The organism is Azospirillum picis (assembly GCF_017876115.1).
In the GTDB taxonomy this organism is placed as follows: domain Bacteria; phylum Pseudomonadota; class Alphaproteobacteria; order Azospirillales; family Azospirillaceae; genus Azospirillum; species Azospirillum picis.
Genome location: NZ_JAGINO010000026.1, coordinates 52,640 through 69,773 on the forward strand (window position 1 = coordinate 52,640; position 17,134 = coordinate 69,773).

Here is a 17,134-nt window from a genome sequence, read left to right on the forward strand (position 1 = left end):
GATGCGGCTTCTCAGCACCAACGTGCTGGACATGATGAAGAGCAAGGCGTTCGACGGCTTCCTGTCCGGGGCCTGCCTGCGCAAGGCCGACAAGGGGGCCCTCGTGTTCACCCCCGAGTCCGGGGAGAACGCCGTCTTCATCGTGGTGTCGGGCCGCCTTCGCGTGTTCCTGTCCTATGAGGGGCGCGAGTTCACCCTGGCCATCCTGGAACAGGGCGACATCTTCAGCACCCACACCCGCGCCATGATCGAGGCGATGAGCCACGCCGAGATCATGCTGATGAACACCAAGGATTTCCGCGAGAAGCTGGTCGCCCATCCGGAAATCTCGATGGCGATCGTCGGCATCCTGGGCGACGTGCTGAACAGCTCGCTCGACGCCATCGAAAGCCTCGTCTTCCAGGACGTCCGGCAGCGGCTGGCGCAGATCCTGATCGACGAGGCCGAGGCGAGAGGCGAGCAGGTCGCCGACGGCGTCTCGGTGTCCATGGACCTGACCACCGAAAGCCTCGGCCTGCTGATCGGGGCCAGCCGCCAGACGACGTCCCAATTGATCAACGAGCTGATCCGCCTCGACCTTCTGGAGAAGAGGGGGAACCGCTCGTTCGTCATCAAGGATCTCGATGCGCTGAAGGACATCAGCCGGTCATAGCGGCAGGGTCCTTCGCCCGGAGCCGACGCGACCGGGCCGGCGGGTACGGAAACACTCCCGGTCCGGTCCCGGTACCGGATCATATCCAGAAGGGAACCACCGCCATGTGCCTCGCGATCCCGGCGCGCGTCATAGAAGTGTTGGACGGGAACTTCGCCATCGTCGACCAGGGCGGCATCAGGATGACGGTTTCCCTCGCCCTGGTGACGGATGTCGCGGCAGGGGGCTATGTCGTTGCGCATGTCGGCTTCGCCGTGAAGACGCTCACGTCAACCGAAGCGGAGCGCATTCTGGCTCTTCTCAGCCCGCCCTCGGAAGCTCCGGTTCCCCAGTGATCCTTTCGCCGGCCGGCAGCCCTTCCCCGATGTCCGGCAAGGGCACACGGCGGCACTTACCGGATCGAGGTGCCGGATCGGTTGTTCCCGCCGACCGGGCGGAAAAACGGAACCGGGCGACCAGCAGTCGACCGGCCTATCGGTCCATGCCGCTCATCAACACGTATTTCACCTGCACATACTCCTCGATCCCGTAATGGCTGCCCTCGCGGCCGTAGCCCGATTGCTTGACGCCGCCGAACGGCACCGATGCGGTTCCGACGGAGCCGGAATTAAGGATCACCATGCCCGCCTCAAGCTCCCGCAAAAGGCGGAGGAACCGGCCGGCATCGCGGGTGTAGGCGTAGGCCACCAGTCCATAATCCGTGTCGTTGGCCCGCCGGACGGCCTCATCCTCGCGATCGAATCGGTAGATGGGAAAGACGGGCCCGAAGATTTCCGTCCGGGCGATCGGGAACGTGTCGTCGACCCCGGTGAGGATGGTCGGTTCGTAGAACAGGCCGCCCTCGGCGTGAGGCTTGCCGCCCCGGCGGACAACCGCCCCGCGCCCGACGGCATCGGCCACCAGGGCGCCCACCTTGTCGACGGCCTGCTGGTTGATCAACGGACCGACCACGAAGTCGCTCTGCAGCCCCTGGTCGACCCGGATCGACGCGAGCCTGTCCTCCAGCAGCGCGACGACGCGGTCGTGAACCCCATCCTGCACATAGATGCGGTTCGGCGAGATGCAGACCTGCCCGGAATTGCGCAGCTTGGCGGCCACCAGTCCCGCCACCGCCTCCTCGATGTCCGCGTCGTCGAAGATGAGGAAGGGGGCGTTGCCGCCCAGTTCCATGGTCATCGTCTTGAGCGTCTCGGCGCTGTTCCTGGCAAGGAGGCGGCCGACTCCCGTCGACCCGGTGAAGGAGATCTTGCGGATACGAGGCTCGCCGGTGAACGCCTCGCCGATCGCCTTTGGATCGCCGGTCACCATCTCGAACACGCCTTCGGGAATGCCGGCGCGCCTTGCGTAGTCGAGCAGCTTGTAGGCGGTAAGGGGTGTCAGCTCCGACGGCTTGATGATCATCGTGCAGCCGGCCGCGAGCGCGGTCGCGACCTTCCGCGTGATCATCATGAAGGGGAAGTTCCAGGGCGTGATCGCGGCGGTCGGGCCGACCGGCTCCTTCACCACCATCACGGCCGCGTTGTTCGCATGCGCCGGGATGGTGTCGCCATAGACGCGCTTGGCTTCCTCGGCATACCATTCGATGAATCCGAGACCATAGTCGATCTCTCCCATCGCTTCGGTCAGGCATTTGCCGTTTTCGCGGACCATGGTTTCGGCAAACGCCTGCCTGTCGGCGCTGACGAGGTCGAACCAGCGGCGCAGGATGTCGCCACGCTCCTTCGCCAGCCGGCGCGACCACGGCCCGAACGCTTGGCAGGTCCGCTCGATGGCGGCCCGGACCTCGTCGATGCCCATGTCCGGCGCCTCGCCGACCAGGGAGCCGTCGGCCGGATTGTAGACCTTGATCATGGCTGTTCTTTCCTCATTCCGGGACAGGCGCTCCACTGAGCACCGTCAGGCTGCAATCAGGCGGGAAGCGGCCGGCGCGCCGCCCGGCGGACCGCCTGTTCCTCCAGATACCGGTCGACCGATGCGGCATGCTCCGGCGACAGGTGCGCCAGCGTCTGAAGCGCCGCCGTCGCATCCAGGCAGCCCGCAAGGTCGCTGCGCTCGGACAGGCGGAGAAGGCGCTTGGTGTAGCGAAGGGCCGGCGCGGAATTCCGCGCGATTTCCTCCGCCAGGGTGCGGGCACGCTCCATCAGCCCGTCGGCCGGGACGATCTCCGACACCAGCCCGTAGCCGAGCGCCGTGCCGGCATCGATGATCCGGCCGGTGAAGGCCAGTTCCGCCGCGCGGGCCTGCCCGATCGCCCTTGGCAGGAACCATGCGCCGCCGATCCCCGACACCAGCCCGAGCCTGACGAAGGTTTCCGCGAAGATCGCAGCCGGCGACGCGATGCGCAGGTCGCACATGCAGGCGAGATCGAGGCCGGCCCCCATGGCCGGACCATTCACCGCCGCGATGACCGGCACCTCCAGGCCATGAAGGGCGAGCGCCAGACGCTGAAGCGTGCGCCGGTAGCGCTCGCCGATGTCGATCGGCCCGCCGGCCATCAACCCGTCGCGCGACTGCATGTCCTTGACGTTCCCGCCCGCGCAGAAGGCCGGCCCTGCACCGGTCAGGATCGCGACATGGACGCTGTCGTCGGCGTTGACCGCCTCCAGGGCCGCAATGAAGTCGGCGCACTGTTCGGGCCGCGAGAGGGCGTTGCGGGTCGCCGGCTCGTCCATCGTCAGGAGGACGAGGCCGCCTTCCCGCTCGATCGTCAAAAATGGGCGCGTCACGATGCTGCTCCGGTGAAGACCACGGCGTCCGACACGAGCGCGTCCACATCCGCCTCGGCGAAGCCGAAGCGTTGCAGGACCGCGCGCGAATCCTGACCCGTGAGGGGGGGTGGTGCGGTCGGCGCCGCGGCGCCGGGGGTGCCCAGGGCGAAGCCCGGCATGCGGAAGCGGCCCGCCCGCGGGTGATCCAGTTCGATTTCGATGCCGCTTGCCGCATACTGCTCGCTGCCGGCGACCTCGGCGTAATCGGCGACCGGGGCCGCGACGATGTCGGCCTGCCGCAACAGCGGCAGCCACTCCGCCGACGTCCGTCGGCGGAAGATCGGCTGAAGCACGGCGAGCAGCGCCGGGCGTTCGGCGACCCGTCCGGCATTCGTCGCGAAGCGGGGATCGGTCACGAGGTCGCTGCGCCCGATCAGGTCGCAGAGCGCGCGCCAGCGGCGATCCTGGTAAGCGGCCACCATGATCCAGCCGTCGCGGGTCGGCAGCGCCTCGTTCACCGCGGCATAGGGTGCGGCGCTGCCCGTCGGTTCCGGCAGGGTGCCGGAGTTGAGATAGGCGGCGAGGTTGAGCTGCTGGAGCATCAGCATGGAATTGTAGAGGCTGACGTCGAGTTGCCCGCCCTCGCCGGTGGCGTCGCGCCGCCGCAGGGCGGCCAGGACGGCGACGGTGGCGAACAGCGCACCGGTCATATCGGCCAGGGGCAAGGGCACCTTGCCCGGCCCGCCGTCGGGAGCCGGTATGCCTGCCATCAACCCGGTGACCGCCTGGATGATGCCGTCCACGCCGGGACGGTCGCTCCACGGGCCGGTCCGGCCGTAGGCGGAGAGCGAACAGGTGATGAGGTCCGGCTTGACGGCGGACAGGGCGGCATGGTCGATGCCGAGGCGGGCGGTGACGCCGGGTCGGAAATTCTCCAGAACGACGTCGGTCCGCTCGGCCAGGCGGCGGATCACCCCGGCCGCCTCCGGCCGCTTGAGGTCGATGCTGAGGGACAGCTTGTTCCGGTTCGCCGTCAGGGCGGTGAGGCTTTCGGCGTTCTGCCAGGGCGGGCCGAGCCGCCGCGCCAGCTCGCCGCCGGGCGGCTCGATCTTGATGACGGTCGCGCCCATGTCCGCGAGCCACATCCCGCAGACCGGCCCGGCGATCAGTTGCCCGAAATCGAGAACGGTGAGCCCGGTGAGAGACTGTGCGAGCATGGCAATCAATGACTCCAGAGGGATGAGACGTGTCGCCTCGTGGTGGAGTCCATGTGCCGCCGATTGCGCTTCCATCACAATCGAGTAATCTTGCGCAACTGTTGACGAAATCTGCACGGTCGACCATGAGGGATTTGCCGCCGCTGAACGCTCTGCTGGCTTTCGAGATCGTCGCGCGGACGGGCAGCGTCCGGTCGGCCGCCGATGAACTGCTGGTGACGCCGAGCGCCATCAGCCGGCAGATCAGGCTGCTGGAGGAGCATTTCGGCGTCGCGCTGTTCGCCCGGCAGGGCCGCGGCCTGACGATGACCTCGGTCGGCGCCGCCTATTACGAGCGGGTCACCAGCCATTTCGACGGGCTGCGCAAGGCCAGCGCGCTCCTGCATGCGTCGTCGGGCCGGTCGGTTCTGAAGCTGCGCTCCTACACGACCTTCGCGACGCGGTGGCTGCTGCCCCGCCTGTCGCATTTCCAGTTGGCCCATCCGGAAATCGACATCCGCCTGACGACGGAATCGCAATGGAGCGACCTGGGGGGCTTCGATGCCGCCATCCGGCTCGGCGACGGGCAATGGCCCGAGCATCACGCCGTCCCGCTGGTGCCGAACGTCCTGCGCCCGGTGTGCAGCCCGGCGCTGCTGAAAGGCGCCGAGGCGAAGGACGCCTCGTGGCTGGCGCGACAGACGCTGCTCTTCGTCCGTGCAAGGCCCGACGACTGGGCGCTCTGGTGCGACGCCGCCGGGATCGACATGGACCGGCTCAAGCGGCGCAGGGAACTGGAAAGCTCGGCCCTCGCCTACCAGGCGGCGCTCGAAGGGCACGGGGTGGCGCTGGCGCAACTCGTCCTCGTCGAGGAGGAGATGGCGGCCGGCGATCTGGTGGCGCCGATCGCGTTCGCGCTCGATCGCCGGAACGTCACCTACTATCTGGTGTCCGATGTGCGGAGCCAGAAACGCGGCGTTCTCGATCAGCTCCAGCGCTGGCTGACGGCGGACGGCACCGCCTAGCAGGGGTCGGCTCCCGGCGGTCGCATCGGCGCCTTCCATCCGCGATGGCAGCGATCGTTTCCCCCAGGTCAACAGTTGCGCGATTTTACTTGCTGGTCCGTCTGACCGACTTTCATTAGCGTCGGCAAAAGACAGGGGCGCAATGGCTCCCTGGACACCCCCGCCGCTGGCCCCGCCGCTGGTCGGGACTCCGCCCGGACATCCGGGGAGAGCCCGCGCGGGAAAAACCGCGACAGCCCCGGAAAGCACGGGCGCCGGATGCGCGTGGGGACGGAAACCGTGCCGCTCGACGCACCGCCCACGACCGTGGAGCCCTTGGGGCTCGTCCCGGCGCCATGAGCTGCGGTCGTCATGAACAATCCGCGTTCGGGAAGACCGGATGCGCAGGGGAGGAACTGACATGGTCCAAGCGCGACCACCGAAGATGCTGTCGATCGTTCTCTCGTCCAGCCTTGGAACGATGCTGGAATATTATGATTTCTTCGTCTATGTCGCCCTGACGGGGACCTTCACCAAGCTCTTCTTCCCGACGGAGGATCCGGTGGTGGCCGCACTGGTCGGCGCCGCGGGATTTGGGGCGGCGTTCCTCGCGCGACCGGTCGGCACGCTCATCTTCAGCCCGATGGCGGACCGGATCGGGCGGAAGAAGACCTTCGTCGTGACCCTGACGCTGATGGGCGCGGCGACCTTCCTGATGGGTTGCCTGCCGAGCTATGCCACCGCCGGCTTCGCGGCCCCTGCCGCCCTGCTCGCGTTGCGCATCGTCCAGGGCATCGCGCTCGGCGGCGAATACGGGTCGGCGGCGGTGTACGTGATGGAGCATGCCCCCGCCCGGCGTGCCGGGCTCTACACCAGCGTGCTGCAGGGCACCGCCGGGGTCGGATTGCTCGTCGCCCTCGTCATCGTCGCCGCCCTCAGGGCCAGCCTCAGCGCAGAGACGTTCGACCTGTGGGGCTGGCGGATACCGTTCCTTCTGTCGGCGCCGATCGTGATCGTGGCGACCTTCATCCGATTGCGGATGACGGAGACGCCGGTGTTCCTGGAGCTCAAGCGATCCGGAACGCTCTCCGCGTCGCCGCTTGCGGACTCCCTGACGAGCCGGGCGGCCTGGAAGGGAATCCTGCTGGCGATCTTCGGCGCGCAGGGCGGGACGTCGGTCGCCTTGTACACGTCGGTGGTCTACATGCTGTATTTCCTGCAAGGCGTCCTGAAGGTCGACAGCATGCAGGCGAACATGTGCGTCGCCGTCGCCGTGCTGGCCACCGCACCGCTGTTCCCGGTCTTCGGCGGGCTTTCGGACCGGATCGGCCGCGCCAGGACCATGCTGATCGGCATCGTCTCCTGGATGGTCATCGCCTATCCGGCCTTTTCCGGCATCGCGGCCGGTGCCGGCACGGGCTCATGGACGCTCGTCACTCTTCTCATCACGGCGCTGGCCGCGCTGACGGCGATGATCATGGCCCCGCTTCCCGCCTTCATCTCGGAATGCTTCCCGCCACAGAGCCGCACGACCGGCTTCGGCCTGGCGCAACAGGTCGGCAACGTGATGTTCGGCGGCTTCCTTCCGCTCATCTCGTTGACGCTGGTGGGCTGGACGGGCAACCCGCTTGCCGGGGTCGGCTATTCGATCGCGTCGCTGATCCCCTGCGCCGTGGTCACCTACTGCTGGGCGTTGAAGGCGGAGAAGGGCAGAAAAGCGGTGACGGCACCGATCGAAGCACGGGCGCAATCGATGGGATGAGGGCCGGCGTTGGAACCGGCCGCCAGGACGGGATGGTTCCGGCTGTCCAGGGGGTTCTCCCCTGGACAGCCGCAGTCACAGAAAGGACTGCCGGGCCGGCCACGCCGGTGTCATGCTTGTCTCACGCCCGCCTGCGGGCCGCCGACACCGGCGGCAGGCCGGCCAGCACCTTGTCGAGGGTGATGGGGAAGTCCCGCACCCGGACGCCGGTGGCGTTGTACACCGCATTGGCCACGGCGGCGCCGGAACCGCAGACGCCCAGCTCACCCACGCCCTTCGCCAGCAGCGGGTTCGCCACCGGGTCACGCTCCTCCAGGAAATGGACGTCGATCGGCGGAATGTCGGCATGCACCGGCACGTGATACTCGCCCAGATCACGGTTCACGACCTTCCCGGAGCGCGGGTCATGCACCAACTCCTCGGTGAGTGCCCCGCCGATCCCGAACACCACACCGCCGATCGCCTGCGAGGTCGCGGTCTGCCGATTGAGGATACGCCCAGCGGCGAACACGCTGTTCCACCGCGCGACCCGCAGTTCCCCGGTCACCGCATGCACCCGCACCTCGCAGAAATGCGCGCCGTAGGAGGTCTGGTTGAACCGGCTGTTGCTCTCGCCGGGCTGGACGCTGCCCTCCACCGACAGGCCGTCGCCGACCAGCTCGGCGATCGGGCGACGGAAGCCGGATGCCGTCACCATGCCGTCGGCGAAGGTGAGGGTGTCCGCCGGCAGGCCGGCCGCAGCGGCGAGCCGGGCACGGAGTTCGGCGCAGGCGGCATAGACGGCGGAGCCGCTCGTCGCCGCCCCCCAACTGCCGCCCGAACCGGCGCTGGCCGGATCGTCGGTGTCGCCGAGCCGCACCTCGACCCGTGCGAGCGGCACGCCGAGCAGATCGGCCGCGATCTGCGCCAGGACCGTGTAGGTCCCGGTGCCGATGTCGGTCATCTCGGTTTCCACCATCACCCTGCCGCCGGCATCGATCCGCACCCGCGCCCGGCTCGGCCCGAACAGGTTGCCGCGGGCGGCGGCAGCCATGCCATGCCCGACCAGCCACTCGCCGTCACGGAGCCCGCCGGGCACCCGGTTGCGCGACGCCCAGCCGAACCGGTCGGCGCCATGCCGCAGGCAATCCACCAGTGCGCGGCTGGAAAAGGGAATGCCGAGCTCAGGATGCCGCTCGGGCTCGTTGCGCAGGCGGAGCTCGATCGGGTCGAGGTCCAGCGCCTCCGCCAGTTCGTCCATAGCGCATTCGAGCGCCAGTTGGCCGATTGCCTCGCCCGGTGCACGCATCGAGACGCCAAGCAGCTTGTTCGTCCGCACCACCTTGTGATCGACCAGCCGGTTTTCGCCGGCATACAGCAGATGGGTGGCGAGCCCGGCCGGCTCGAAGAACACCTCGCCGGCCAGTTGGTCGGTGATCGTCTCGTGCTGCAGGACGGTGAGGCGGCCCGCCGCATCGGCCGCAAGGCGAACGCGCTGGTGCGTCATCGGGCGGCGGCCGGTGGTCTCGAACACCTGCTGGCGCGTCATCACCACCTTCACCGGGCGGCCGAGATGGCGGGCGGCGATCGCGGCGGCCACGGCTTCCGGCATCACCCCCAGCTTGCCGCCGAACCCGCCACCGACGAAGGGCGACAGGATGCGAACCTCGGACGGCTGCAGCCCCATCACCGTCGCCAGTTGGTCGCGGGTGACGACCGGCGACTGGTAGGAGGCATGCAGCGTCAGCCGTCCGTCCTGCCAGACGGCCACCGATGCGTGCGGCTCCATGGCCGCATGGCTCTGGCTCGGCGTCCGCCAGACGGCATCGACCAGTGCGGCAGCCTCGTGCGCCGTTCGATCGACGTCGCCCTGCTCGGTGTGGATGAGGAACAGGCCGTAGATGTCGTCGGTCGGCGGCAGCGCGGTGCCGCGTGCCGCCTCCATGTCGAAGACGCCGGGCGCGGCCTCGTACGTCACCTTGACGGACAGTGCGGCGGCGCGGGCGCGCTCGGGGCTGTCCGCCACCACCACGCCGATCGGCTGGCCGAAATAGGCGACCTCGTCCACTCCTTGCACCGGTGCGGCAGCACCGGCGAAGTCGCCGCCGTTGCGGATCAGCCGCTCGTCGCGGATCAGCGCGAGCACGCCCGGCATCGCCAGCGCCGCCTCCGCGTCCACCCCGGTGATACGGCCGCAGCCGATCGGGGCGCGCAGCAGAACGCCGTGCGCCAGTCCTTCCGGGAAATGCTCGGCGGCATAGCGCGCCGTACCCGAAACCTTGCGCGGCCCGTCGATCCGCGGCTGTGCGGTGCCCACGGTGGGCGCCGGCGCGCTGTCGAGCAGGCTGGCCGGAAACGGCGCGTCCATCTTCACGGTCGCGTCGGTCATCGCGCATCCTCCGTCAGATCGGTCAGGCACGCGACGAGGGTTCGCCGCAGCAGTGGGATCTTGAAGTCGTTGCCGCCATGGCCTTGCGCCCGGGCGAGAACGGCATCGGCGCAGCGTTCGAACAGGTCCTGGCCGGGCGTGGCGCCGACCAGCAGCTCTTCGGCGGCACGGTCGCGCCAGGGCATGGTGCCGATGCCGCCGAAGGCCAGCGCCGCCTGCGTGATCCTGCCATCCTCGACGGCGACGACCGCCGCCACCGACACCAGCGCGAAGGCATAGGAGGCGCGGTCACGCACCTTGCGGTAATGGTGGCGGCCGGGCACCGGCGGCGGCAGCAGGACCGCGGTGATCAGTTCGCCCGGCGCGAGCGTATGCTCGATGTGCGGTGTGGTTCCAGGCAGGCGGTACAGCGTGTCGAGCTTGCGGTCGCCCGTGGTCCCCTCGGGCAGCCGCGTTTCCACCCGCGCATCGAGTGCGCGCATCGCCACCGCCATGTCGGAGGGGTGTGAGGCGATGCAATGCGCCGACGTCCCGAGGATCGCCATGATCCGGTTGAAGCCGCCCAGCGCGGCACAGCCGGATCCCGGCTCGCGCTTGTTGCAGGGCGAGGCCGGGTCGTAGAAGTAGTAGCAGCGGGTCCGCTGCAGAAGGTTGCCGCCGGTGGTCGCCTTGTTGCGCAACTGCCCGGAAGCACCGGCCAGGATCGCCTGGGACAGCACGGGATAGCGGTCCCGCACCAGCGGGTGCGCCGCCAGCTCGGCGTTCGACACCAGCGCGCCGATGCGCAGGCCGCCGTCGGGCGTCTCCGAGACCGTGCGCAGATCGAGGCCGCCGATGTCCACCAGGTGCCGCGGCCGTTCGATCCCGAGCTTCATCAGGTCGAGCAGGTTGGTGCCGCCGGCGATGAAGCGCGCCCCGGGCCGCTCGGCCGCCGCCTGCAGGGCCTCGGCCGCATCGCCCGGCCGGATATAATCGAAAGCGATCATGCCTCCGCTCCTTCGCCGGCGGCGTAGCGCGTGATGGCCTCGACGATCCGCGGGTATGCGGCGCAGCGGCACAGATTGCCGCTCATGCGTTCGCGGATCTCCGCGGCGTCGATCGTCCGCGCCGGTCCGGCACCCGCACCGGCATGGCTCGGCCAGCCGGCACGCCATTCATCGAGCATGCCGATCGCCGAGCAGATCTGGCCAGAGGTGCAGTAGCCGCACTGGAAGCCGTCCGTCTCGACGAATGCGGCCTGGAGCGGATGCAGCGCGTCGGGCGTGCCGAGACCCTCGATCGTCGTGATCTCGTCCGCGCGATGCATCACCGCCAGCGACAGGCAACTGTTGATGCGCCGGCCGTTCACCAGCACGGTGCAGGCGCCGCACTGGCCATGATCGCAGCCCTTCTTGGTTCCGGTGAGCTGGAGATGCTCCCTCAGCGCGTCCAGCAACGTCACGCGCGCATCGACGTCGAGATGATGGGACACGCCGTTCACCGACAGCGTCAGGGGAACGCTTTCGTCCGCTTCGATCCAAGGCATGGATGGACTCCTCTGGAATGGGAGGGGAGCAGGGTATGGGCCGGGCCGCGTCACTCGACGGGCGCAGGCAGTGCAAGCGCCGCCTTGAAGGCGGGAATGTCGAGGAACGCCGTGACGGCGACGATCCGCTGATCCTGCAGCGTCAGGATCCAAAGGTAGCTGTTCCGGTAGGGCGTGCCGTTCACCAGTTCCGCGCTGCCGTCCCAATGGACCAGGACATCGTCGCCATCGGCCCAGATCTTGCGGACGCTGGGCTTCAGGGGCGTTCTGAGACGCGCCGCCAACGGGCGGGCGGCGGCGGCCATCAGCGCCTCACGGCTATGGTGGGTTTTGGCGACATCGGGATCGGCTCCCATGATCTGCCAGGTCACGTCATCCGCAACGAGCGCGAAGACATCGCCCTGGCCCTGTGCCCAGCGGTCAAAGGCGGCTTGAACGAAGGCACGGTTCTGTTCTTGTCGGGATGGCGTCATGGCTGTGCTTTCCTGTGCGCTCGCGGGGTGCGGCGCGGCAAGGACAAGGGAACCGATCAGGGCCATCGCGATGCGGGTGGTCATTGCTGCACGTCTCCCCATCAGCCGCGCCAAAGGTCGCGCCTCTAATAATGGTGAGCGTAAGCAGTTGGTTCGTCTCCGAAATGTCGTTCCAGCGGGGACTGCCGGTCGCTGGTCACGGCCGGCTTCTTCCCCCGAAGTCGCGCGTGAACACGAACTGCTCGAACGCCTGGATCGCCGGCGACGGATATGCGGTCTCCGGCGTATACAGATAGGCGGGCCACATCCGCCGGTTCCAATCGGGCAGCACCTCGACCAGCCGCCCGTCGCGCAGATGCTCTTCGGCCACGAAATCGAGCAGCCGGACGATGCCGATATGGTTGAGCGCCGCCGCGACCAGCAGCGGTGCGTCGTTGACGACCAGCCCGCAGTCGGGCGCCACCGATCGGACGTCGCCGGAGCCGTTCTGGAAGTCCCAGCTATGCGGCTTGCCGGTCAGGTCGTCGAACAGGCGGATGCAGTTGTGATGGTCGACGATGCTTTCCGGCGTCGCCGGAACGCCATGCGCCTCGAGGTAGGCGGGAGTTGCGCAGGTGACCACACGGCTTTGCAGAATCGCCCGTTTGTCGAGCCCGCGGGCGTCGGGTTCCCCGAAACGGATCGCCACGTCGACGCCTTCGACGAGCAGGTTGTCGATCCGGTCACGGACCAGCAGGTCGATCCGCAGTTGGGGATGTGCCGCCATCAGGTCCGGCAAGGCGGGAACCAGCAGGAACGGTCCGAACGCCGCGTCGGTCGAAACCCGCAGCCGCCCGCGCACTCCCTCGGTCGTGTCCGGCATGGCAATGGCGCCAAGCCTCTCCAACAGCGGTGTCACCTCTTCCAGGAAGCCGCGCCCCTGGTCGGTGAGCTTGAGCGCGCGGCTGGTCCGGTCGAACAGCCGCATGCCGGTCCGCTCCTCAAGACGGGCGATGGCTTTGCCGACGCCGGAGCGTGACAACCCCACCTGGTCGGCGGCACGCGCGTAGCTCCCCGCTTTCGCCACCGCGACGAAAACGGTGATGCCGCCGATGATCCTGCCGTCGAAAACCATGATGTCGAGGTCTCCCCGTGGGCTGTTGCCAGGAGGGCGGCAGACGGTCCGGCATGGCGGGTTGCCGCGCATCAGCCCGTCCACCGGTCCGTTCCGCGGCTTCCGCTGCATGGCGGCGATCATCAACGAAGCGGCGGGATTATACCACTGCTTAAGCTTGGGCCTGCACGGGGCCGGGTTGATCCCTGCCGCTTGGTCGCGCGGCGTTCGTCATCGACGGCATCGCCTGCAAAACGATCGACCGCGGGGATTCGGCCAGCCAACGTCCGCCACCGGCAGCGCGCTGGCCGAGACGATCGACGCCTTGTAGGAGCCCGGCAGGGTCACCGTCTGCTAAATCCGGGTAAAGGCGGGACGATCCTAGGGCCTGTCTGGTGCCTATTGAAGCACCGGACAGGCCCTAGGCTTTTTGTCTTCCGTATGAGTGACGTTTCAAGCGATACCGCTTGGTCACATCCCAACCTGCGGTGCGCGACCGGCGCCGGCGACCGGGTTGGTCAGCGAACGATGATCAAAGACCATACGCGCCACGGAGCAGGCCGGCAGCTCGAGCTCCGACGGTGGCCAGACTTCGCCCTCTCCCGCCATCCATTGCGGGGCACGGCAGGCATCGGCGAAATCATGGCCGGTCAGCCTATGGAGCCTGCCGCCGCGAACGCCGGCGATGTCGATCCGGATCGGATCGGCCGTGAGATTGGCAAGCCAAAGCTCGAACGTCCCTTGCCCATCCGGCCGCTGCCATGCCAGGGCAACCGGCGCCGCCCCCGGCCCAGCGAAACGGCACTCGACCAGCGGGGCTCCACCGGCCGAGGCCAGTGCACGGATGATATGGTAAGCGGGATAGATTGCCGCCGGCTCTTGGTCGAACCAGGGCTGCGGCCACTCGCCGGGTTGATGGACGAAGCCGAATTCACCGGCTATGGCCCCGAGCGTGACGGACGCGGCGTCCTGACGCGCAAGCTCTGCGACGTAGCCCAGATACCAGCCGGCCGCGAACAGCCCGCGCTGGCGCGGATCCATGCGTGCCATCGGTATCCGGCCGTTGCCGGGGTTGTCGACCGGCCCGCGTCCGTAGGGGTTGTCGCGCATCCCGATGGCGGATGGGCCGATCCGGAGCGGCAGGCTGCCGCAAATGGACCGCGCCGTCTCCATGACGGCCGGCAGCGCACCCAGCGACTCGGCTATCGACCGCTCGTCGGCGGCGTGAACGATCGGGCTGGTGCAGAAGCTGACATAGTCGCAGCCCTCCACCGGCGGCCGGGCCCGGTTCAGTTCGGGGAAATAGGCATGGACCCCGCCGCCGACCGGCAGTCCCGGGAAGGCATGTCGCGCAGCCCGGTAAATGTCGGTGAATGATGGTCCGTCCGGCCAGGGGCCGGAGGGCTGATAGCTCCGGAGATAGGCTGCGGGCGCAACCGTCAGGCCGGCGACCGGAAGGCGGGCAGCATCGATGCGGGCGGCGACCTCTCCCAGCTCGGCATCGAGCGCCTCGCGGCAGGGCAAGGGCAGTTCGAGCAGCAGGTCCGCACCTGTCGCCTCGACCAGCCGCGCGAAGGCCGCCAATGTCTCATCGCCCGAGGTCAGCGGGTCGAACCGGCCGACGAGCAGCCGCACACCGGCATCGCGGATAAGGGGGGCACCCGCTTCCTGTGCCGGCAGGCGGAGCGTATCGATGCCCACACCCACCTGTGGCATCCTGGCCTTCAGCGCCTCCCCCAGCGACAGCCGAAGCAGGCCGTTCAGCGGCTCGGCGGCAGACAGCCCCCTGCCACCCGTGGCCTCTTCGCTGACGGTAAGCCTGACCGCCTGCTCCAGCCGCGTCCCGGCGGCCAGGACATAAGGCGTGGGCAGCGCCAGAGGCCGGACATAGGTCTTGAAGGAGGCGTCGGTCCAGTTCCTCTGGTCCTCCATCTCGAACACGTCGCCGTCCAGGCGGCAGAGGGCGCGAAGCCCCGGCGCCGGTTCATGCGCGAGGCTGCGGATCGAGAAGATCGGCTGGCCGGGGCTGACCAGCGCGGGAAAACAGCCGTCCTCCTCGCTGCCATCGGCGTGGCCGATCCTGACCGGCCGGCCGGCCACTCCCTCGATGGGATGCAGCACGACGAAGCCGGTGCGGCAGGTGACGACGTCGGTCTCGGCCGTGCCGGCGGCCTCGAAGACGAACTCGCCATCGGCCGAACCGCCGATCCGCACGTCGTACCGGAAGCGCTGCCCGTCAGCCTCCACCAGACCCTGGAACCTGGCTTCGAAACGGTCGGGTGCCTCCGTCACCTCCGGAGCGGAGAGTTGGGCGGAGTGCGTTCCCCAATGGGCGTCGCGAACGAGAAAGGCGACGCCGCGCAGGATCTCGACGTCATGCCACCGGATGGCGCGGACGGCTCCATCCTCCAGTTCGGCGCTGAGAGGGCCGGCCCGCAGGACACGGGGGCGCGACGGCGGGTGGGCTGTCCCATAGCACGCGATGGCATGGTGCGAGGTGGACGACGGACGGTCGAACACGACGGGTCCTTCCCTGTGATTTCCGGTGCCGTCAGGCGTCAGCCCCGCCCCTCGTCCCCATCCTGCTCCGCGGATGGCCCGGAGGCTTGGTCCTGAACCTGACGATAGAGGTGGTGGGCGCGTTTGAGATGGTCGGTCATCGCCTCGGCGGCGGCGTCGGGATCGCGTACGGCGATGCCGTCGAAGATGCGCTCATGCTCCTCGATGGTCAGCATCTCCATGCCCGGCGCCCGCAGCAGGTTGACGTAGTAGGCCGACATCCAGTCGAACATCGCCTGGGCGACGGCGGCATAGATGGGATTGCCGGAGATCGCGGCGATCTCGCGGTGGAACGCCATGTCCCGGGCCAGGAACTGCCCGCGGTCGTCCATGCTTTCCCGCTGTTCGTGCAGGCGCCAGCCCAGCCTGTCGATGTCGGCCTCGGTCGCCCGCTCGGCGGCGATGCGGACCATGCCGACCTCGAAGAACAGGCGCGCCTCCTTCAGATGCTCCAGGTTTTCCGGGGCGGTGGCCAGGAAATGCCGGGCCGATCCGCCGACCTGTTCGATCAGCTTCTCGGCGGTGACCGGCGTCACCCGTGCGCGCTCGCCGTGGGTGATGGAAACCAGCCCCATATGGGCCAGCGTCTGCATCGCCTCCCGGATCGCGGGACGCCCGACCTGGAACATCTCCATCAACTGCCGCTCGGAGGGAAGCTGGTCTCCGGGCGCATAATCTCCCGTCGAAATCCGCGCCAGGAGCCGGTCGAGGACCTCCTGCGAGAGCTTGCGGCGGGGAATCGGATCGATGGCGCTCATGATCGACTCTGCTGTGGGACGTACCGGAAGGAGCCCCCGGCCGCGGGGGCCGGGGATCCGCCGAAGGCGCCGCCCACCGGTGTGCCTCCGTTTCCGGGTTCCGCGGCCGGCGGACGGAACCCGTGGAAGCATCCCGGTATGACGATCATGTCAGTATAGCGCAACGCCGCCGCGTCCGATGCCTTTAAGCGCAGATGTCCTTCACCGACTTCAGGACGGCCTCGCGGTCGAAGACGCGGCCGAGCCAGCCGTCGCGGAAGATCTCCGGCTTCGCCTTGTCGATGGCGTGCAGCGCGCCGTCGGAGAAGCGGCCCTCGGGGAAGATGTTGAAGGCGATGGCCAGTTCGATGTTCAGATGGCCCAGCATGAAGTCGATGGCCGCCTGGCGGGGAACGCCCCGGCGCTCCGCCTCGTCCACCGCCTCGCGCATCGCCAGCGACAGGGTGGCGCCGACCGTCTCCGACAGGGCGGGCTCCAGGAAGGCGAGCTGTTCCACGGTAACGCGGTGCGAGCGCATCACCGGCTTGTAGATGGTGCGGGAGATCTCCTCGCACAGGGCGTAATGCTCCTCCGGCCCCTGCATCAGCGCGCAGACGATGTGCTGCTTGGCGGCGATCCCGCCGAAGAAGTCGGACTTGGCCGAGGGCTCCACCTCGTCGTTGAAGATCGGCGGGTGGCAGGGATGGGTGACGAAATAGGTGACGTCCTTGCGCTCGGGAAGCAGCCCGGCATAGGGGGCGGCGGCGTCGAGCATGATGATGGCGGTGCCGGGCCGCACCCGGTCGATGAAGGAATGGGCGATCTTGCCGATCAGGCGGTCGGGCACCGCCATCAGCACGACGTCGGCGTTGGCCAGCGCCTGCTCGCGGTCGACGCACTCGGCGCCGATGGCCGACTTGAGCCGGACCCGGCCCTCGTCGGAGATTTCCACATGGTCGACGGTGAAGCGCGAGCCGTGGAGGTTGGTGGCCAGCCGGACGCCCATCTTACCGCCGGCGCCGAGCAGAGCAATCTTGGTCATCTGTCTTCGATCCTT

The 17,134-nt window shown here is 68.4% G+C and carries 16 protein-coding genes; 5 read left to right on the forward strand and 11 right to left on the reverse strand.

All coding sequences use genetic code 11. From position 1 onward, the window contains the following. Nucleotide 1: 1 nt before the first annotated feature. The gene (locus tag J2850_RS26705; RefSeq protein ID WP_209988966.1) at nt 2-652 is read left to right on the forward strand and encodes a Crp/Fnr family transcriptional regulator; all 651 of its coding nucleotides are present in this window, start codon (nt 2-4) and stop codon (nt 650-652) included. Between the two features lie 104 nt (nt 653-756). Beyond that, nucleotides 757-987: a HypC/HybG/HupF family hydrogenase formation chaperone gene (locus J2850_RS26710; RefSeq protein WP_209988969.1), complete on the forward strand. Its 231-nt coding sequence runs from the start codon at nt 757-759 to the stop codon at nt 985-987. Nucleotides 988-1,123: 136 nt separating this feature from the next. Here J2850_RS26710 and J2850_RS26715 read toward each other — a convergent pair whose 3' ends face one another. Genes J2850_RS26715 through J2850_RS26725 form a run of 3 tightly spaced genes read right to left on the reverse strand, consistent with a single transcriptional unit; the run spans nt 1,124 to nt 4,577 of the window. Next, complete coding sequence (locus tag J2850_RS26715; protein ID WP_209988972.1) at nt 1,124-2,503, reverse strand: NAD-dependent succinate-semialdehyde dehydrogenase; 1,380 nt, start codon at nt 2,501-2,503, stop codon at nt 1,124-1,126. Between the two features lie 56 nt (nt 2,504-2,559). Beyond that, nucleotides 2,560-3,378: an enoyl-CoA hydratase-related protein gene (locus tag J2850_RS26720; RefSeq protein WP_307354546.1), complete on the reverse strand. Its 819-nt coding sequence runs from the start codon at nt 3,376-3,378 to the stop codon at nt 2,560-2,562. Beyond that, entirely contained in the window at nt 3,375-4,577 is a 1,203-nt protein-coding gene (locus J2850_RS26725; RefSeq protein WP_209988975.1) for a CaiB/BaiF CoA transferase family protein, read from the reverse strand. The genes J2850_RS26720 and J2850_RS26725 overlap by 4 nt, the downstream gene beginning before the upstream one ends. A 125-nt stretch (nt 4,578-4,702) precedes the next feature. Here J2850_RS26725 and J2850_RS26730 point away from each other — a divergent pair, with 125 nt between their 5' ends. Together J2850_RS26730 and J2850_RS26735 are read left to right on the forward strand one after the other, a co-directional pair. Next, the gene (locus J2850_RS26730; protein ID WP_209988978.1) at nt 4,703-5,581 is read left to right on the forward strand and encodes a LysR substrate-binding domain-containing protein; all 879 of its coding nucleotides are present in this window, start codon (nt 4,703-4,705) and stop codon (nt 5,579-5,581) included. A gap of 400 nt (nt 5,582-5,981) precedes the next feature. Beyond that, complete coding sequence (locus tag J2850_RS26735) at nt 5,982-7,322, forward strand: MFS transporter (protein ID WP_209988981.1); 1,341 nt, start codon at nt 5,982-5,984, stop codon at nt 7,320-7,322. A gap of 121 nt (nt 7,323-7,443) precedes the next feature. Here the strand turns inward: J2850_RS26735 and J2850_RS26740 are convergent, their stop codons facing one another. The 5 genes from J2850_RS26740 to J2850_RS26760 form a co-directional block, all read right to left on the reverse strand. Then, the gene (locus J2850_RS26740) at nt 7,444-9,690 is read right to left on the reverse strand and encodes a xanthine dehydrogenase family protein molybdopterin-binding subunit (protein WP_209988984.1); all 2,247 of its coding nucleotides are present in this window, start codon (nt 9,688-9,690) and stop codon (nt 7,444-7,446) included. After that, entirely contained in the window at nt 9,687-10,676 is a 990-nt protein-coding gene (locus J2850_RS26745; RefSeq protein WP_209988986.1) for an FAD binding domain-containing protein, read from the reverse strand. The genes J2850_RS26740 and J2850_RS26745 overlap by 4 nt, the downstream gene beginning before the upstream one ends. Then, nucleotides 10,673-11,215, reverse strand: coding sequence for a 2Fe-2S iron-sulfur cluster-binding protein (locus tag J2850_RS26750; RefSeq protein ID WP_209988989.1), 543 nt, complete (start codon nt 11,213-11,215; stop codon nt 10,673-10,675). The genes J2850_RS26745 and J2850_RS26750 overlap by 4 nt, the downstream gene beginning before the upstream one ends. Before the next feature lie 50 nt (nt 11,216-11,265). Beyond that, nucleotides 11,266-11,772: a nuclear transport factor 2 family protein gene (locus tag J2850_RS26755; RefSeq protein WP_209988991.1), complete on the reverse strand. Its 507-nt coding sequence runs from the start codon at nt 11,770-11,772 to the stop codon at nt 11,266-11,268. Nucleotides 11,773-11,884: 112 nt separating this feature from the next. After that, nucleotides 11,885-12,802, reverse strand: a complete 918-nt coding sequence (locus tag J2850_RS26760) for a LysR family transcriptional regulator (RefSeq protein WP_209988993.1) — start codon at nt 12,800-12,802, stop codon at nt 11,885-11,887. Between J2850_RS26760 and J2850_RS26765 the strand changes: the two genes are divergently transcribed. After that, nucleotides 12,780-13,112: a hypothetical protein gene (locus J2850_RS26765; protein WP_209988996.1), complete on the forward strand. Its 333-nt coding sequence runs from the start codon at nt 12,780-12,782 to the stop codon at nt 13,110-13,112. The genes J2850_RS26760 and J2850_RS26765 overlap by 23 nt on opposite strands. Nucleotides 13,113-13,252: 140 nt before the next feature. On the opposite strand, the gene J2850_RS26770 is transcribed toward J2850_RS26765, so the two are convergent. The 3 genes from J2850_RS26770 to J2850_RS26780 all read right to left on the reverse strand — a co-directional run bounded on the left by J2850_RS26770 (nt 13,253) and on the right by J2850_RS26780 (nt 17,119). Further along, complete coding sequence (locus tag J2850_RS26770) at nt 13,253-15,301, reverse strand: D-apionate lactonase family protein (RefSeq protein WP_209988998.1); 2,049 nt, start codon at nt 15,299-15,301, stop codon at nt 13,253-13,255. Between the two features lie 38 nt (nt 15,302-15,339). Beyond that, nucleotides 15,340-16,098: a transcriptional regulator NanR gene (locus J2850_RS26775; protein ID WP_209989001.1), complete on the reverse strand. Its 759-nt coding sequence runs from the start codon at nt 16,096-16,098 to the stop codon at nt 15,340-15,342. A gap of 184 nt (nt 16,099-16,282) precedes the next feature. Then, nucleotides 16,283-17,119, reverse strand: a complete 837-nt coding sequence (locus J2850_RS26780; RefSeq protein ID WP_209989004.1) for a phosphogluconate dehydrogenase C-terminal domain-containing protein — start codon at nt 17,117-17,119, stop codon at nt 16,283-16,285. Between the last annotated feature and the right edge of the window lie 15 nt (nt 17,120-17,134).

Excerpts from the sequence above, each read along its gene's own strand:
- J2850_RS26715 (WP_209988972.1), bottom strand. The coding sequence starts at position 2,503 with ATGATCAAGGTCTACAATCCGGCCGACGGCTCCCTGGTCGGCGAGGCG.
- J2850_RS26755 (WP_209988991.1), bottom strand. The coding sequence starts at position 11,772 with ATGACCACCCGCATCGCGATGGCCCTGATCGGTTCCCTTGTCCTTGCC.
- J2850_RS26775 (WP_209989001.1), bottom strand. The coding sequence starts at position 16,098 with ATGAGCGCCATCGATCCGATTCCCCGCCGCAAGCTCTCGCAGGAGGTC.
- J2850_RS26745 (WP_209988986.1), bottom strand. The coding sequence starts at position 10,676 with ATGATCGCTTTCGATTATATCCGGCCGGGCGATGCGGCCGAGGCCCTG.
- J2850_RS26750 (WP_209988989.1), bottom strand. The coding sequence starts at position 11,215 with ATGCCTTGGATCGAAGCGGACGAAAGCGTTCCCCTGACGCTGTCGGTG.
- J2850_RS26705 (WP_209988966.1), top strand. The coding sequence starts at position 2 with ATGCGGCTTCTCAGCACCAACGTGCTGGACATGATGAAGAGCAAGGCG.
- J2850_RS26735 (WP_209988981.1), top strand. The coding sequence starts at position 5,982 with ATGGTCCAAGCGCGACCACCGAAGATGCTGTCGATCGTTCTCTCGTCC.
- J2850_RS26730 (WP_209988978.1), top strand. The coding sequence starts at position 4,703 with ATGAGGGATTTGCCGCCGCTGAACGCTCTGCTGGCTTTCGAGATCGTC.
- J2850_RS26725 (WP_209988975.1), bottom strand. The coding sequence starts at position 4,577 with ATGCTCGCACAGTCTCTCACCGGGCTCACCGTTCTCGATTTCGGGCAA.
- J2850_RS26710 (WP_209988969.1), top strand. The coding sequence starts at position 757 with ATGTGCCTCGCGATCCCGGCGCGCGTCATAGAAGTGTTGGACGGGAAC.
- J2850_RS26780 (WP_209989004.1), bottom strand. The coding sequence starts at position 17,119 with ATGACCAAGATTGCTCTGCTCGGCGCCGGCGGTAAGATGGGCGTCCGG.
- J2850_RS26740 (WP_209988984.1), bottom strand. The coding sequence starts at position 9,690 with ATGACCGACGCGACCGTGAAGATGGACGCGCCGTTTCCGGCCAGCCTG.
- J2850_RS26760 (WP_209988993.1), bottom strand. The coding sequence starts at position 12,802 with ATGGTTTTCGACGGCAGGATCATCGGCGGCATCACCGTTTTCGTCGCG.
- J2850_RS26765 (WP_209988996.1), top strand. The coding sequence starts at position 12,780 with ATGATCCTGCCGTCGAAAACCATGATGTCGAGGTCTCCCCGTGGGCTG.